This window comes from Halarchaeum nitratireducens (assembly GCF_017874695.1).
Classification (GTDB): domain Archaea; phylum Halobacteriota; class Halobacteria; order Halobacteriales; family Halobacteriaceae; genus Halarchaeum; species Halarchaeum nitratireducens.
Window position 1 is genome coordinate 1 of the sequence record NZ_JAGIKY010000021.1, and the last position, 14,132, is coordinate 14,132.

General features: G+C 58.0%; 16 protein-coding genes and 1 pseudogene. 10 read left to right on the forward strand and 7 right to left on the reverse strand.

Going from position 1 to position 14,132, the window contains the following annotated elements; genetic code table 11:
* Positions 1-161 precede the first annotated feature (161 nt).
* Positions 162-439: pseudogene (locus J2754_RS16355) on the forward strand (site-specific integrase); the annotation flags it as partial.
* 35 nt (positions 440-474) lie between these two features.
* Here the strand turns inward: J2754_RS16355 and J2754_RS15310 are convergent.
* From J2754_RS15310 to J2754_RS15320, 3 genes are read right to left on the reverse strand one after another with little or no spacing between them, the layout of a single operon-like run.
* Positions 475-1,128, reverse strand: coding sequence for a hypothetical protein (locus J2754_RS15310; RefSeq protein ID WP_006186940.1), 654 nt, complete (start codon positions 1,126-1,128; stop codon positions 475-477).
* A 28-nt stretch (positions 1,129-1,156) separates the two neighbouring features.
* Entirely contained in the window at positions 1,157-3,076 is a 1,920-nt protein-coding gene (locus J2754_RS15315; RefSeq protein WP_211087948.1) for a heavy metal translocating P-type ATPase, read from the reverse strand.
* A 4-nt stretch (positions 3,077-3,080) separates the two neighbouring features.
* Positions 3,081-3,296 carry a heavy-metal-associated domain-containing protein gene (locus J2754_RS15320; protein WP_004048661.1) on the reverse strand — a complete coding sequence of 72 codons (216 nt, stop codon included), beginning with the start codon at positions 3,294-3,296 and terminating at the stop codon, positions 3,081-3,083.
* A 201-nt stretch (positions 3,297-3,497) separates the two neighbouring features.
* Between J2754_RS15320 and J2754_RS15325 the strand changes: the two genes are divergently transcribed.
* Positions 3,498-4,022, forward strand: a complete 525-nt coding sequence (locus tag J2754_RS15325) for an ArsR/SmtB family transcription factor (protein WP_004048660.1) — start codon at positions 3,498-3,500, stop codon at positions 4,020-4,022.
* A 29-nt stretch (positions 4,023-4,051) separates the two neighbouring features.
* On the opposite strand, the gene J2754_RS15330 is transcribed toward J2754_RS15325, so the two are convergent.
* Positions 4,052-5,518: an amidohydrolase family protein gene (locus J2754_RS15330; RefSeq protein ID WP_004594621.1), complete on the reverse strand. Its 1,467-nt coding sequence runs from the start codon at positions 5,516-5,518 to the stop codon at positions 4,052-4,054.
* Positions 5,519-5,846: 328 nt separating this feature from the next.
* On the opposite strand from J2754_RS15330, the gene J2754_RS15335 reads away from it, so the two are divergent.
* The 8 genes from J2754_RS15335 to J2754_RS15370 all read left to right on the forward strand — a co-directional run bounded on the left by J2754_RS15335 (position 5,847) and on the right by J2754_RS15370 (position 11,540).
* Positions 5,847-7,235, forward strand: coding sequence for a permease (locus J2754_RS15335; RefSeq protein WP_049986199.1), 1,389 nt, complete (start codon positions 5,847-5,849; stop codon positions 7,233-7,235).
* A 125-nt stretch (positions 7,236-7,360) separates the two neighbouring features.
* Positions 7,361-7,942, forward strand: a complete 582-nt coding sequence (locus tag J2754_RS15340; RefSeq protein WP_004048657.1) for a helix-turn-helix transcriptional regulator — start codon at positions 7,361-7,363, stop codon at positions 7,940-7,942.
* 33 nt (positions 7,943-7,975) lie between these two features.
* On the forward strand, positions 7,976-8,680 hold the full coding sequence (locus tag J2754_RS15345; RefSeq protein WP_123624180.1) for a DUF7546 family protein: 705 nt from the start codon (positions 7,976-7,978) through the stop codon (positions 8,678-8,680).
* Between the two features lie 272 nt (positions 8,681-8,952).
* Entirely contained in the window at positions 8,953-9,270 is a 318-nt protein-coding gene (locus tag J2754_RS15350; RefSeq protein ID WP_004048656.1) for a hypothetical protein, read from the forward strand.
* A gap of 63 nt (positions 9,271-9,333) precedes the next feature.
* Positions 9,334-9,681, forward strand: a complete 348-nt coding sequence (locus J2754_RS15355) for an SHOCT domain-containing protein (protein WP_049986201.1) — start codon at positions 9,334-9,336, stop codon at positions 9,679-9,681.
* 99 nt (positions 9,682-9,780) lie between these two features.
* Entirely contained in the window at positions 9,781-10,197 is a 417-nt protein-coding gene (locus tag J2754_RS15360; protein WP_004048654.1) for a DUF302 domain-containing protein, read from the forward strand.
* Positions 10,198-10,203: 6 nt separating this feature from the next.
* Positions 10,204-10,557, forward strand: coding sequence for an SHOCT domain-containing protein (locus J2754_RS15365; RefSeq protein ID WP_049983674.1), 354 nt, complete (start codon positions 10,204-10,206; stop codon positions 10,555-10,557).
* Positions 10,558-10,892: 335 nt separating this feature from the next.
* Positions 10,893-11,540 (forward strand): plastocyanin/azurin family copper-binding protein, encoded by a 648-nt coding sequence (locus J2754_RS15370; RefSeq protein ID WP_231554254.1) that lies wholly within the window; start codon positions 10,893-10,895, stop codon positions 11,538-11,540.
* A 244-nt stretch (positions 11,541-11,784) separates the two neighbouring features.
* On the opposite strand, the gene J2754_RS15375 is transcribed toward J2754_RS15370, so the two are convergent.
* The 3 genes from J2754_RS15375 to J2754_RS15385 all read right to left on the reverse strand — a co-directional run bounded on the left by J2754_RS15375 (position 11,785) and on the right by J2754_RS15385 (position 14,112).
* A complete protein-coding gene (locus J2754_RS15375; protein ID WP_004594603.1) occupies positions 11,785-12,072 on the reverse strand; it encodes a hypothetical protein in 288 nt (95 codons plus the stop codon).
* Between the two features lie 6 nt (positions 12,073-12,078).
* Positions 12,079-12,612, reverse strand: a complete 534-nt coding sequence (locus tag J2754_RS15380) for a DoxX family protein (RefSeq protein WP_049986202.1) — start codon at positions 12,610-12,612, stop codon at positions 12,079-12,081.
* 324 nt (positions 12,613-12,936) lie between these two features.
* Positions 12,937-14,112 carry an NAD(P)/FAD-dependent oxidoreductase gene (locus J2754_RS15385; RefSeq protein ID WP_123538920.1) on the reverse strand — a complete coding sequence of 392 codons (1,176 nt, stop codon included), beginning with the start codon at positions 14,110-14,112 and terminating at the stop codon, positions 12,937-12,939.
* Positions 14,113-14,132 lie beyond the last annotated feature (20 nt).

Below are 14,132 nucleotides of genomic sequence, written 5' to 3' on the forward strand. Positions count from 1 at the left end.
TCCCACAACCTCGGAGGATAGATTTGATGCGTGCCTTCGAATCAGTTCGAAATGAACTGGAAATAAATCATAGTTGACCTCTTGTACCCCGTCAATATCGACGGCACCGACAGGGCGCTCCGACGACTCATACAACGGCATAGATGTGTCCGTAGACGTTGCCGCAGATTATGACTGATGGGTCACGGTCGGTTCTCCAACGACTTCAGAGGCTGTGGAGATCGATATCGACCATTGGAAACACGATTACCTTGCTCCATATGGCAGTTGACGCGGGATGGGCGAGATTCTTGTTTGAGTATTTGGGTTGGCGGTTGTAGCTCGATACTTGGACAACTCTGAGGGGATGGTTTGCGTGGGGTACTCTCATATCGATGTCGGCGAGTTAGGTGATGGCGCTACCAAGGTACCCAAGGAGCCCAACAGTATATCGCGGTAACTCTCATTACGAGTGTGAGGGGTACACCGCCGCGTTCATACCCCTTCGACGGAGAATAGGGTGGCGTCTCTGAGAACAGCCTGCACGCGGCGGTGCCAAGCGTCAGCGAAGGCCTCCCGTTGCTGGTCGCTTGCCGATCCGTCGAGAATCCTCTGGAGGTTCCCGATTGCGGGTCCACCGCTAGGAACGTCGCTGACGTGGTAGGCCACTTCGACGGTCTCGTCCGTGTCGGTTCGCCGGAACCGGAACGTCGGGTCCGCCGTGTCCGGGTCGAACCCGTCGAAGCACAGGAGGTCGCGGCGGCCGCCATAGCCGCCGGCGAGCCCGCTGAATCCGTCATCGCCGGTCGCGCCAGTCACGTACGAGATGATACGGCTCATCACGCCGTACGCAGCATCCTCCTGCGGGCCGGCCGTCTGGACCTCGATTTCGCTCCGGACTGGATAGTCGTCGGGATACAGGGCGTCGAGCCCGAGCTGGACGATCCGGTAGGCGCCCGAGGCAGTCGGACAGGAGTGTCCTGCCTCTTTCACCGCGTCTCTATAAGCGATGACGAACGGCTCGCCCGGTTCGAGGACGTCGAGGGCCTCCGCGACGGGGTCGCGGATTTCGATCGGCTCGACGTCGTAGTCGACCTGCCAATTGGTTCTCGTCTGGGTCGTGTCAGTCGCAGTCGAATTCGATGTCATGAGTTGTGGTTGTGATCGTGTCTCGTGGTCAGTAGCGGAGCAGTCGCATCCCGTTGAGGATGACGAGGAGGACGCTGGCCTCGTGGACCAGCATTCCCGACGCGAGGGTGACGTAGCTGGTGAGCACGCCCGCGAGGAGGACGGTCACGGTCAGCACCGCGATCCCGACGTTCTCGAGGACGTTCCAGCGCGTCGCCTTGCTGAGTTTGACCGCGTACGGGATGCGTTCGAGGTCGTCGGCCATCAACGCCATGTCAGCCGTTTCGATAGCGGTGTCCGTTCCCGCAGCACCCATCGCGATGCCGACATCGGCAGTGGCCAGCGATGGCGCGTCGTTGATGCCGTCGCCGACCATCGCGACGACGTGGCCGTCGGCCTGGTAGCCCTCGATGACGGACTGCTTGTCCTCGGGGAGGAGTTCGGCACGGTACTCGTCGATACCGACCTCCTCGGCAACGGCAGCGGCCGTCCGATCGTTGTCGCCGGTGAGCATCACCGTCTCGATGCCAGCGTCTTGGAGCGCCGCGACGACCCCAGGAGCGGCCTCCCGGAGCTCGTCCCGCATCGCAATCGCGCCGATGATGTCCCCGTCCCGAACGACGTGGACGACTGTCTCGCCGCGCCCCTCACGCTCGCGGACGTAGTCGGCGACCCGATCGGGGACATCGACGTCGCGGTCGTCCAGCAGCGCGCGGTTGCCGACGACGACTTCCTGGCCATCGGCATGGGCGATGACGCCCTTGCCGGCGACCACGTCGAAGTCGTCGGGATCGGGGACCGACCTGCGCCCCACGTCCGTATCGTCCGCTTGGGCGACCGTCGCTCCACCGTCCGTCGCAGCCGTCTGGCGTTCGCGGGCCATGTCGACGATGGCGTCCGCGAGGTGGTGTTCGCTCTTCTTCTCGGCGGTCGCTGCGAGCGAGAGGACGTCGGCGGCGGCGACGCCGAACCCCTCGATACCGGAGACGGTGGTCTCGCCCTTCGTGAGCGTCCCCGTCTTGTCGAAGGCGACGAGATCGATCTTGCCGGCGCGTTCGAGGTGTTCGCCGCCCTTCATCAGCACGCCCGACCGGGCGGCGTTACCGATGGCCGAGACGATGCTGACCGGTGGCCCGATGACCAGCGCGCCCGGACAGCCGATGACCAGCAGCGTCAGCGACAGGATCGCGTTCTGCGTGACCGCGTACGCGCCGATAGCCAGGGCAATGACGGCCGGCGTGTAGTACTTCGCGAACCGGTCGATGAGACTCTCCGTGGGCGACTGAGCCTCCTGGGCCTCCTCGACGCGACGGATGATCCGTTCGAGAGTCGTATCCGATCCCGCTCCCGTCGTCCGGATTTCTAGCGCGCCCTCCTGGTTGACCGTCCCGGCGTACACCTCGTCGCTGTCGGCCTTGTGGACGGGCGCGCTCTCGCCGGTGACCGGCGCCTGGTTGACTGCGCTCTCGCCGTCGACGACGGTTCCGTCGACCGGGATCTTCCCGCCCGGCTTTACGACGACGACTTCGCCCTCTTCGACATCGCGGGCGGAGACCTCTTGGAGTGTCCCGTCGCGACGGACGGTCGCCGTGTCGGGCGTCATCTCCAGTAGCTCCTGAAGTGCCGTCCGGGTCTTCCGCATCGTCCGGCCTTCGAGGTAGCTGCCAAGGCTGAACAGGAAGACGACGGCGGCGGCTTCCCAGTACTCCCCGATGACGATAGCACCGATGGCGGCCAGCGTCACCAGCGTCTTGATGCCGAGCGTCCGGTTGGTGACCTCGTGGTAAGCGGTCTTGGCGATGTCGTAGCCACCCACGACCGTCGCGAGGACGAGGATGGCGGCGCTTGCCATCTCGAAACTCGTGAGGTAGCCGAGACTCCAGCCACCGCCGTACAGCAGGCCGCTCGTCGCCGTGACGATGGCCTTCCGGTGGTTCCGGTAGTACTGCGTGATCGATTGTTTGTTCATAGTGTTAGGCGGGCTGGGGAGTGTACCCCTGGTTTTCGATGGTCTCTGCGAAGGCGTCGGGGTCAGTGACGCTGTCGTCGTACTCGATCTCGACGCGGCCGGTCGCGTAGTGGACTTCGACGTGCTGGACGCCGTCGACGTTCGACAGGGCGCGTTCGACGGTACTCGCGCAGGTCGGGCAGTCGAAGTCGAGGACGCGGAATTGGGTTGTGTCGCTCATTACAGTTTGAGATAGTGCCCGTACCTCAATAAGTATTTTTTAGATGATATGTTTGAATTCGGATACGGGTCGTTGGAACAGTCAAACGGGTCGTCTAGGGCTTTCGCTATCGCGGGTCCATCCTGTACTGGATACCTCGACAGACACCTACCCGACTCCTGCCCCGCTACCTTTTCCCGCGTGCTCGCGCTCAGTTCTCGTATGAGTGATTCCGATACCGACCACCGTCTCGACGACATCGCGGTGCGAGACACTCGGATTTCGGACGCCATCGACGAGCCGATGCGGGCGATGGTCCTCGACATTCTGTCCGAGGAAGCCCTAACTGCGACCGAGGTCCACGAACGCCTCGACGATCGCGGCATCGACCGGACGGAGAACACGGTCCGCCATCACATCAACGAGCTCCGGGATGCGGGCCTCGTCGACGTCGTTCGCTTCGAGGAGGGGCGTGGTGGGACGACGAAGTACTACCACGCGAACACGATCGTCCTCTCGTACTCACTACCAGATTCGGCCGACGCCGCCGTCGAGGAGATGATCGACGCTGCCCAGCCCCAGATCACGGACGCGCTCACTACGCTCACCGACGAGTACGACGACGCTATTGAGGAGATCGTCGAGGATATGCAGCCCTGCGAGCACTGCCAGACCCAGAAGTACGAGACGTACGTTCTTCTGACCGTCCTGCGACGTGCGTTCGTTCGCGCCCACAGAAATTCCTGAGGGGGAACCACCCCTACGCTGGCAGGGTCTTAGAAGGAGAACCGATCACGCGCGGATTGCATCGCGAGGCGAGTCAGGAGTCGCGCAGGGCCACGCTTTGGGAGGTCCCGTACAGTCTCGATGCTGGTCGGCGGTTCACTACCACCAATGTCTAACTCCCAGCCTGTCTCGTCCATGAAGCGTTCGACAGCCTGATTTACTCGCTGTCGCACGTCGTCCGAGTCCATTGTCTCGGGCACACCATTCCGGAGGACGACGTCGCCGTCAACGATCACTGTCTCGACGTCGGCCGGGACCGCGTTGTTCACGACGTGTGCGGGAACGTTGGTCAGTGGCGTGAACTTCGGTTTGTCGACGTCGAGGAGGATAATATCCGCGCGCTTTCCCGCTTCGATACTGCCGATCTCGTCGCCCATCCCCAGCGCGCGTGCGCCCTCGATAGTGAGCATTCGTATCAGTTCCATCGAGTCGAACTGCCCGGCTGAACGCTTGAGATTTGCCGCCAGCCGAGCTTGCCGCGCTTCACCGAACATGCTGTACGAGTCGTGCCAGTAGTGGTCGTCAATCCCTACTCCGACGTCGACGCCGGCGGCTCGAAGCTCGGGAACGGGCGTCCACTGCGTCTCCCCGTCCGGATTCCAGTAACAGAAGACGGACGGGCAGTGCGCAACAGCCGCGTCCGCCTCGGCGGTTCGCTGGATGTCCTCTTCGTCGCCGAGGCGGAAGTGAGCAGCGACCAGTCGGTCGTCCAGGAGTCCAACGTCGTCGAGCAATCCTACCGAGTCCTCGCCACCGTTCGCTCGTGCCATCGTGTTACTCTCCTCGAGTTCGAGCAAGTGCGTGTGGACGAGCAGGTCCGGATACTCTGCGGCGAGGGATGCGGTCCGTTCCCACAGCTGCCGGGTACACGACCAGTCGTCGTGCGGGCAGATCGTCGCCCTGATTCGGCCGTCGTACGTGTCGTGGTACGTTTCGACGAACTCGCGAGCACGGGCGAACTGCTGATCGACTGGTTGGTCCCAGAAGAGGTCCGAGATCGCCGGGCCGAAAAATCCGCGGAGCCCTGCTTCCCCGAACGTCTCCGCACCTGCGGCAGGCCGTGCGTCCATGGAGTTCACGGTCGTGACACCGCCCAGGAGGAAATTGAGCGCTGCGAGCTCGACGCCTGCCTCGACGAGGTACTCGAATTCGCCGTTCCCTAGTCTGTTAAACAAGGCCGTCCCACTCCCGAGCATCTCCGTCAGCTCGAGTTCGCTAAACGCACCGATGAGCGGTGTCATCTCCAGGTGCGTGTGGGCGTTCACCAACCCCGGCATCACCAGTTTCCCGTTCCCGTCGATAACGGTGGATGCTTCTAATTCTCCGTCTCCTGCACGTGATGGTCGGACTTCTTCGATACAGCCATCGGTGATGCATACTGTGCCGCGCTCGTACAGGCGGTTCCGCTCGTCGGCTGTGAGAACGAGTGCATCATGGATTGCCAGATCGACAGCCATCGTAAATTAGGAAGTGGATGTGACAGTTACCGTACTGGACAACCGAGCAGGCCGGCGAAGGCTGTTCTTCCAGGTGGTGTTCCCCTCATTTGGGATATCATCGGTCTCTACTGGTCCCATTAGCCTCTAATACGTCGGCGTGATTTAATCAGATTCCCCTTTTGAATCTGAAGTCGGATTCCGTGGAGCTTGTGGAGGTTTGCAATGTTTTCCCCTCTTCACGATAGATCATCTATGGCCGACGGTTACGATGCCATAGTACTGATACCCTCATAGGCAGTATATTCTAACCAAAACCGCAATAGATGATCCCTACAATGATACACCTATGCAGGCGACGATAATCGACGGAGTTCTTGAATCCCTTCGTATCGGTGTCGGATTTCTCTGGACGGCGGCGTGGGCGATCATCATGGGCCTCACGATTACGAGTCTCGTCCAGGTCTACGTCTCGAAGGAGCGGATGGCACAGGTGCTGGGTGAGGGCGATCTAACTGGACTTACCAAGGCGACTGTGTTCGGAGCAGCAAGCAGTGGCTGTAGTTTCGGCGCCGTCGCCATCGGGAAGGGCCTGTTCAAGAAGGGGGCGCACGCGGTGAACTTCCTCGCGTTCATGTTCGCGTCGACGAACCTCATCGTCGAACTAGGGCTGATGATTCTCATCCTGCTTGGCTGGGAGTTCCTCGTCGCGGAACTGCTCGGCGGCCTGATTCTCATCGCCGTCATGGCCGCCATCGTCCACCTCACGCTTCCCGAAAACCTGTTTAACGAAGTCCGCGAGAAGCTCAACGAGCGCGACCGCCAGGCGGGCGTCACGGAAGATCCCACCTGCGGGATGGAGGGGAAAGACGAGTACACGCTCACGACCGACGGCGGTGAGACGCTCAAATTCTGCTCGGAGGGCTGTATGGAGACCTATCGCCAGGAGACGTCGAGTAGCGGCGGGTGGCGTGACGAGTTGCTGTCGTGGGGTGGCTGGTACAAGGTCGGGAATCAGTACCGCAAGGAGTGGTCGATGATCTGGAAAGACATCGTCGCCGGCTTCCTTATTTCTGGGTTCGTCATCGTCTTCGTCCCGCAGTGGGTGTGGAACACGCTGTTCATTCAGGGCGACGGCCTGCTCGTGACTGCCGAGAACGCCGTCATGGGCGTCATCATCGCCGTCCTCAGTTTCGTCGGCAGTATGGGCAACGTCCCGTTCGCCGTCGCGCTGTGGGGCGGTGGCGTCAGCTTCGCCGGGATCATCGCGTTCGTCTACGCCGACCTCATCACCGTGCCCGTGCTGAACGTCTACCGGAAGTACTACGGCTGGAAGATCATGCTGTACATCCTTGGCGTCTTCTTCGTGACGATGGCGTTCACTGGCTTCCTCATGGAGTTGCTGTTCGACGCCCTCGGCATCGTACCAGATCTGGCCGGTGGCGAGACGGCGACCGAACAGACGTACTTCGAGCTCAACTACACGTTCTACCTCAATATTATCGCCTTCGCGCTCTCCGGGTTCCTCCTGTATGTCTACCGACGTGGAATCGGCGCACCAGGTCAGTATCGTGATCCGGTGTGTGGCATGCGGACCGACGATGAGGGGCCGAGTGCGTCCAATGATGGGATGACGTACTATTTTTGCTCGAAGACCTGTAAGCGGGCATTCGAGGAAGAGCCCACGGAATTTGCTGATCAAAGCCCGCAGATAACAAACCACGATCACGATCACTGATAGATGTACTGTGGTTCATCCGCTGTGAAGCACTTCATCATCGCACCTTCAATCCGCAATTGTCACACCTGTCGCGCCAAAATTGATTGTATGAGCAGTCAGATATCGAAACAAGGGGATGTCATATGAACCAACGTCCAGCGGATACCGTCGTTGGTGTGCTCCTTGGGTTCGTCCTCTTGGCTGGCGGACTACTCAGTTGGCGGGCCTATCAACAGCGTCGCGCTATCGAGCAGTCGATGGGGCCGATGATGGACTCGTCTATGGGGGCGATTCACGGTCCAGATCCTCTCTGGTACGTGGTTGGAACCCTTCTGGTCGCAGGCAGTATCGGTGGCATCTATTACGTGGTTCGAGGGAATCTCATCGATTCGACAACCGACTCAGCGGATCACATCGACCCCGATCAGGTATCGGAGGCAACGCCTACATCGATAGACGATGACGCCTCGCCGGCGACGCCTATCAATCCTGAATCGGATCCGCAAGCGCGCGTTCTCGATCTCTTACCGGATGATGAACGACGCGTCCTTGAACCCGTCCTGAACTCGCCTGGAATCACGCAGATCGAACTTCGGGATCGATCTGAGTTCTCAAAGAGTAAAGTGAGCCAGACCGTGAGTTCACTCGAGGAGCGCGGGCTGCTGTATCGGGAACGACAGGGTCGAACCTACCGCGTGTATCCGAGTGATGACCTGCAGAACTAACAGACGTAGAAATTCATACTAACACTACCCATCATGTCACAAGCAACACTCGAAACTGATCGCATTAGCCGGGTTCTCAAGTCAAGCACGTGGCTCAATCTCCTCCTCGCCGCACAGTTGATCGCCGGGTTGGTGTACGCATATTTCACAGGAGATATGGGGAGCCGGTGGACCCATTTCGTCCTTCCATTTATTTGGTTCACCGCCTCAGTCTGGGTGATCTGGCACACTCGACCTGTAACGAAACGTCGAGTGTATCGTATTGGTGCCGCACTTGTCGTTGCTCTATATCTCATCGTGATGTTTTATTTTTCAGGATTACTTGGACCGAGCACCTCTCATTTCGGGCAGCTCACTGGACCAAGCGGCTTCGGAATAACGTGGGGTCGATCTTTGGGATGGAGTCCGGTCTTCGTCTATACAGGTGACCTGATCACGGTCTCGCTCATTCCTTACCAAGCGGTTGGCCTGTTCGCGCTGGCGTATCTCGTCTATGATGCATTGCTTGATTTCTCGCAGTCGGCAGTCGGAGGAATAGTCGGGATTGTGGCGTGCCCTGCCTGCGTTAGCCCGTTGTTTGCCGTACTACTTGCAGGCGGACTGAGTGGTTCTTCAACGATGTTATTGCTTGGTGCGTATGGCTACGAAATTGCGACCGTTCTGTTCCTCATGACAATTGGAATCCTCTACCATCGTCAGGCACTCACGAGGCAGTATCACCAGTTCCGAGGGAACTGATCCATCTCGTTCGTGGTCAGCAATACCCGAGCCTCCCTCGCCGCCTGAACCGTGGTTATTGTCTGGATCGCCGCAATGAGGTGAACAGTCTCGACGGATCCCCTTTGCTCTCACCATTCCTCTGATCCTTTCGAATTCGGCAGGTATGAACGATCCCGTCAGTAGAAAACGTTTAGATGGCGTTATAGACGTTCTTGAACGCTCTCCTGTTTGAGTTCACTCCCACGAAGATAACTCCGAACCCACCGTATGACTACTTGAGGCGAAAAACAATGACCAACCGAAACCTCGGACGATGGCTGCTCGTGGTGCTCGCGATTGTCGGACTCGCGTTTGCCGCCCCGGTAGTTAGCGCACACGGTGACGAACCGATCCAGGGGAACGAGACGGCAGCTGAAGGGACGCCAGCCGATGGTAGTGCAGCAGACTGGGCGGCCTGGATGGAAGGTCACATGACCGACTACATGGGCCCGAATGCCGTTGACGAGATGGAAGCGCACATGGGCGTGACCGTCGACGAGATGGCCCAAGATATGGCGGACGACAATCACACCGCGACGGGGATGAACGGACAGGGGTACGGCTGCTAACGATCCCTGTTCGGATCCTCGTCTGACACGATAGATATTCGACTTACTGACTCAACGATCACAATGACACACTACACCAACACTCTCGGGCGGACGACTCGTCGAATCGCAATACTAGCGGTTCCGCTGTTGATTGTAGCAACGGGCACCGCAGCGGCTCACGGTGGTGGAGGCTACGGCGGCGGTATGATGGGTAGCGGCGGTTGGGGGGTCTTCAGCGGTGGAATGGGCCTCTGGAGCTTCCTTTGGATGGGGCTCCTAATCGTCGTCCCGCTCTATCTCGTCTACTCACTCCTCAACAGAGATTCTGAGAGGAGTGATAGTCGGCCGCTTTCGGTTCTTCGTGAGCGTTACGCTCGCGGTGAACTCTCCGATGAAGAGTTCGAACGTCGACGAAAGCAACTCGAGTAGTGCCCATGACCGAAATAGAAGGAGCATCGTCGAGAAAAAATTCTCGTCTGCCAGTTGGGGCGACGGGAGCTTAAGTGCGTAAACAGGATACAGTATTACATGAGTTACACAATACAAACCAAGATTGATGGAGAGTTCGACGATGTCGTCGACGCAACGAATGCCGCGCTCAAAGACGAGGGATTCGGTGTTCTCTGTGACATCGACATTCAGGCGACGCTCAAGGAGAAACTCGGTGAGGAGTTCCGCCAGTATCGCATCCTCGGTGCGTGCAATCCTCCGCTGGCATACGAAGGGTTGAGTGTAGAAACTGAACTCGGTGCGCTCTTGCCCTGTAACGTCATCGTCTACGAGAACGATGACGGCGTCATCGTGGTGAGTGCGGTCGACCCGGAACAGTTAGTCGGGATCGCTGATAACGACGCGCTTGACTCCGTCGCGACCGAGGTCAGCGAACGATTCGACCGCGTACTGGCAGCCGTAACTGACGAGTTCGGATCCGCATCGGAGGCCTGATCTCTGATGGCATCATCGGATCAACTGGATACGACGACGATACTGCTCATCGTCCTCGGAGCGTTCATCCTCCTTCCCTTGCTCACAATGGGTATGGGGTTCGGTGGGATGATGGGATACGGAGGAATGATGGGCCAGTACGGTACCACAGGTGGTTGGTGGCCCCTCATCGGGATGCTCGTCCCGGTCATCTTCCTCCTTGCGCTTCTGGGCGGTGGATATCTCATCTTCCGGCGGATGAGCGAGACACAGACGTCTCATAATCCCGCGATGGAAGAGTTACGTCTGGCGTACGCTCGTGGCGATCTCACGGACGAAGAGTTCGAAGCCCGACGAGAAAAGCTCGAACAATCAGAGTGACCACTACCCAAACCGCGTTTCACCCGTTTGAACACCTGCGGATCGACTCGAGGGTATCGAAACCAACCGTTCGGCAGCATCGTTCCGTTACATCGAAATGGTGTGCTCGATTCAGCATATGGTTATGAGTAGTAATGGGAACAAACGACAAGTTCGGAGTGAGTCACGTCCGAAGTCTTCGCACCAGTATCGCGCGTAGCTACCCACCGAAGAATGATCCAGACAACATGACACATCACAGCCGACGTCAATTCTTAGGCATTGTCGGTGCCAGCGCAGTCGCCAGCACCGGCTTTGCTCAGTCAGCGAACGCACAGGAGACGCCCATCGTGGAGATGGGAAACAATTACTTCGACCCAATCGGCCTACGTGTTGATCCCGGGACAACCGTTCAATTTGAACTCGCAGCGGGGGCACATTCCGCTACGGCGTACGCAGATCGTATTCCGGAGGGCGCTTCCGCCTTCGATAGTGGGACGATCTCAGACGGGAGCTTCGAATATACGTTCGAAACGCCAGGGACGTATGATTACTACTGCATCCCGCACAAGTCGATTGGGATGGTCGGACGGATCGTAGTTGGCAGTCCTGGCGGACCGGCAGAGGAGGATTCAATCCCGGATGGAGAGGTCCCATCGAGTGAGGCGATTGTTGACCAGGGTACAGTCGCCTACGGCTCAAGCAGCGATGGAAGCGGGAATACTGGTGGTGGAATGATGGGACGAGGTGGTTCTGGAATGATGAGTGGCCGCAACGGAGGTGGAGTTGGAGGGCTACCAGCTGTTGGTGGCGTACTCGGAATGCTGGGCGTTCTCGGTGGCGGGCTCTACTGGCTTGGAAACCAAAAATCTCCTCAATCGACTACCGACGACTCAGCCAGAAAAACGCTCCAGAACCGCTATGCCAGGGGCGAAATTGACGAGGAGGAGTATAGACGTCGCCGTGAGCGATTAGATGCTACTGATGAGGACATCTCCAACTGATTGCCACCGTGAGAGGGTGAACTCACCGGGGTCAAGTGATTCGGGGATTAGAGAATACCGCCCTCACCGATACCTTTGATTTCAGAACGATCCCGTGACTTGTTTTGTTCCATTTATGACTGATTTCTCTTGTGATCAACTCGCCTGTGTGGCTCGGTAGTAAACACCAATTGCGAGCACGGCTACGAGGAGAAGATATCCAGTAGCCCACACCAACGAGAGAGCCGTAGACTGAGTTGTTGAACTAGTCGTCCATGCCGGATGGGGTTTGGCCCGTAGTCGATCCCGACGGTGCCGACCCTGCGGCAAACTTGTAAACGGCGACGAGTCCCCAAATCACCAAGCCGAGCAGGATGATGCCCGCCCTAATGTCGATGGGGACCACTGCAGCGTGTTCGATTGCTCCCTCGCTATCGACTGGGTGCCCGGCTCCCAGTAGCATGTCGAGCAGGCCGATCACGACGACGCCCAAGACAACCAAGCCACCGCCGACGTACATGGCGATTTGGTCTGCCGTTGATAAGTCACTCATTGGTAGTCACCCGAGGAGTTTCCGTAATCGCGTGTTCTCGAACAGTTCCATCTCACGCAGGCGGTTATCGACTGCCAGGACGCCGCCCGCTCCGAGTGCCACAATGGTTCCGAAGACCATGATCCCAAGTAGTTCACCCGTGACCATACCGTTGGCCCAGCCGCCACCGTAGCCGTTGATGAAGTAGAAGAACAGCATCATGAAGGCACCAAAGAAGGCGGCGGTCCTCGTGAGGACACCGAGTATCAGCCCGAAACCGATGGCGGTTTGCCCAAGCGGTACCGCCACGTTGACGAACGCCAACAGGATGCCGTCGCTGAACGGCGTGACGAAGGGGGCGAGAATCGTGCCCTGAGCGGCTCCGCCGACGAACCAGCTGGCGTCGAAGGGCCACGCCCAGATCTTGTCAAGGCCGGCGTGGAGCATCCACCACCCGGCGGTCAGCCGAAGCAGCAGGATCCAATACGACAACCAGGCTCCTGAGACCGAGAACGACGTCTCAGTTCCGAGAAATCTCGTTCGAATGGATTGTGTTGACATGGCATACTTCACCTCACGACTGAGTTTATCAGAAGTGGTAAAAAGATTGGTGGTGGTTCGTGATCTCTAAGAGTCGGGGCTCATTGCAGGAACGCGGGTGTCAGAGGTGAGTTGGATGATCCTCAAGAAGGAATTCGGTCACCCTCAACGCACTGATTGTGTGCTGGGGCATGTAAGCAGGAGCACCGATGAAGCTGAGCCCACCGATTTCTGGATTTCGGAAAATTCTGTTTGAGGGACTGAATTCATCTACTGATCTAATCCTTTGTACTTACCGATCCTCTCAGTAGCTAACAGATTCTGAGAATTTAACTCGAGTGGATATCAATCAATTAACTCCCACTGGTTAGTCATTCCTCCATAGACACGGTTTAAAACTCGTCGTCTCGAGAAAATACGGGCAAATAAAACAGGGTGGCGGAGGAGACGCAGTAGAACTGCACTCGGAGACCGGTCAACGTCTTCAATATCGATCCCGGCAGCGGCACGAATTGCTGCTCCCAGAACCTTGGGATTACGAGTTTCAAGAAAGTATCTCACAACTGTGGCGAAAATGTACTCCGTTTTCATCCTCTGATATAATCTATCAGGATAATTGTGTAATTGGCTTCTGTTAGCCAGCTCTGCGGCCAAGAATCCCGATTCAACGGCCTGTGAGATCCCCTTTCCGGTGAGTCGGTTTGCTATACCTGCAGCATCACCCACTCGTACGACTGAATGCTCCGGTAGATGGGTTCTGTCGGGATCAAGGCTTGGTCCCTCGGGAATGATTGCGACGTTCGTCCGTTCCTGCGACGGGACTGGCCACCCATTCCGCTCACAGGCTTCCCTCAATGCCTTCATATAATCATTAGGCCGGTCACTGACCGTCCAGCCGATACCAACGTTGGCTCGTTGCGATGTCTTCGGGAATGCCCACGAGTACCCTGTATAGTTCTCCAGAATTATCCGGCTGTTCGGGTACAACTCGGTGAAGTCCCCTTCGACATCACTGTTAAGCGCTACCATATATCCTGAATACTCGTTGGTTGTTCCGAGCGCTTTACTAGAGAGTGATGGCTGACCGGTTGCATCAACGACGAGATCATACTCATCGGTGAACTCGTGGAAATCTGTCCGTGTGATAGACTGGTTTTCGTGGATGTCAACACCCTTCTCTGAGAGTTGTTCTGCCCAGGACTGCTCAACGACATTTCGGTCCGTTATATATGTATCCGCAGCAGGAAAGGTGCCGGCTCCAGTGCGGTGGCGATCGGCGTCGATTCCGTCATACACCTCCACTTCCATCGCTGGCAGCGGGTTGAGAAAGCCGTTCTCTACAGTCGGTTCGAGTGGGATCTTCGATACCGCTGTCATCGCTTCTCCGCAATTAACGCCTTTGCTATCGTAGGACTGCCGCTCATATAGTTCGACGACGAATCCAGCGTCGTCGAATCCAGCAGCTGCTGCAAGCCCGGCCATCCCTCCACCTATTACCGCAATTTTGGACGTTCGAGTCATCGGTTTTTGCCAATCTTTGA

Excerpts from the sequence above, each read along its gene's own strand:
- J2754_RS15320 (WP_004048661.1), bottom strand. The coding sequence starts at position 3,296 with ATGAGCGACACAACCCAATTCCGCGTCCTCGACTTCGACTGCCCGACC.
- J2754_RS15360 (WP_004048654.1), top strand. The coding sequence starts at position 9,781 with ATGAGTTACACAATACAAACCAAGATTGATGGAGAGTTCGACGATGTC.
- J2754_RS15355 (WP_049986201.1), top strand. The coding sequence starts at position 9,334 with ATGACACACTACACCAACACTCTCGGGCGGACGACTCGTCGAATCGCA.
- J2754_RS15345 (WP_123624180.1), top strand. The coding sequence starts at position 7,976 with ATGTCACAAGCAACACTCGAAACTGATCGCATTAGCCGGGTTCTCAAG.
- J2754_RS15330 (WP_004594621.1), bottom strand. The coding sequence starts at position 5,518 with ATGGCTGTCGATCTGGCAATCCATGATGCACTCGTTCTCACAGCCGAC.
- J2754_RS15370 (WP_231554254.1), top strand. The coding sequence starts at position 10,893 with ATGGGAAACAATTACTTCGACCCAATCGGCCTACGTGTTGATCCCGGG.
- J2754_RS15350 (WP_004048656.1), top strand. The coding sequence starts at position 8,953 with ATGACCAACCGAAACCTCGGACGATGGCTGCTCGTGGTGCTCGCGATT.
- J2754_RS15340 (WP_004048657.1), top strand. The coding sequence starts at position 7,361 with ATGAACCAACGTCCAGCGGATACCGTCGTTGGTGTGCTCCTTGGGTTC.
- J2754_RS15310 (WP_006186940.1), bottom strand. The coding sequence starts at position 1,128 with ATGACATCGAATTCGACTGCGACTGACACGACCCAGACGAGAACCAAT.
- J2754_RS15375 (WP_004594603.1), bottom strand. The coding sequence starts at position 12,072 with ATGAGTGACTTATCAACGGCAGACCAAATCGCCATGTACGTCGGCGGT.
- J2754_RS15325 (WP_004048660.1), top strand. The coding sequence starts at position 3,498 with ATGAGTGATTCCGATACCGACCACCGTCTCGACGACATCGCGGTGCGA.
- J2754_RS15385 (WP_123538920.1), bottom strand. The coding sequence starts at position 14,112 with ATGACTCGAACGTCCAAAATTGCGGTAATAGGTGGAGGGATGGCCGGG.
- J2754_RS15335 (WP_049986199.1), top strand. The coding sequence starts at position 5,847 with ATGCAGGCGACGATAATCGACGGAGTTCTTGAATCCCTTCGTATCGGT.
- J2754_RS15380 (WP_049986202.1), bottom strand. The coding sequence starts at position 12,612 with ATGTCAACACAATCCATTCGAACGAGATTTCTCGGAACTGAGACGTCG.
- J2754_RS15365 (WP_049983674.1), top strand. The coding sequence starts at position 10,204 with ATGGCATCATCGGATCAACTGGATACGACGACGATACTGCTCATCGTC.
- J2754_RS15315 (WP_211087948.1), bottom strand. The coding sequence starts at position 3,076 with ATGAACAAACAATCGATCACGCAGTACTACCGGAACCACCGGAAGGCC.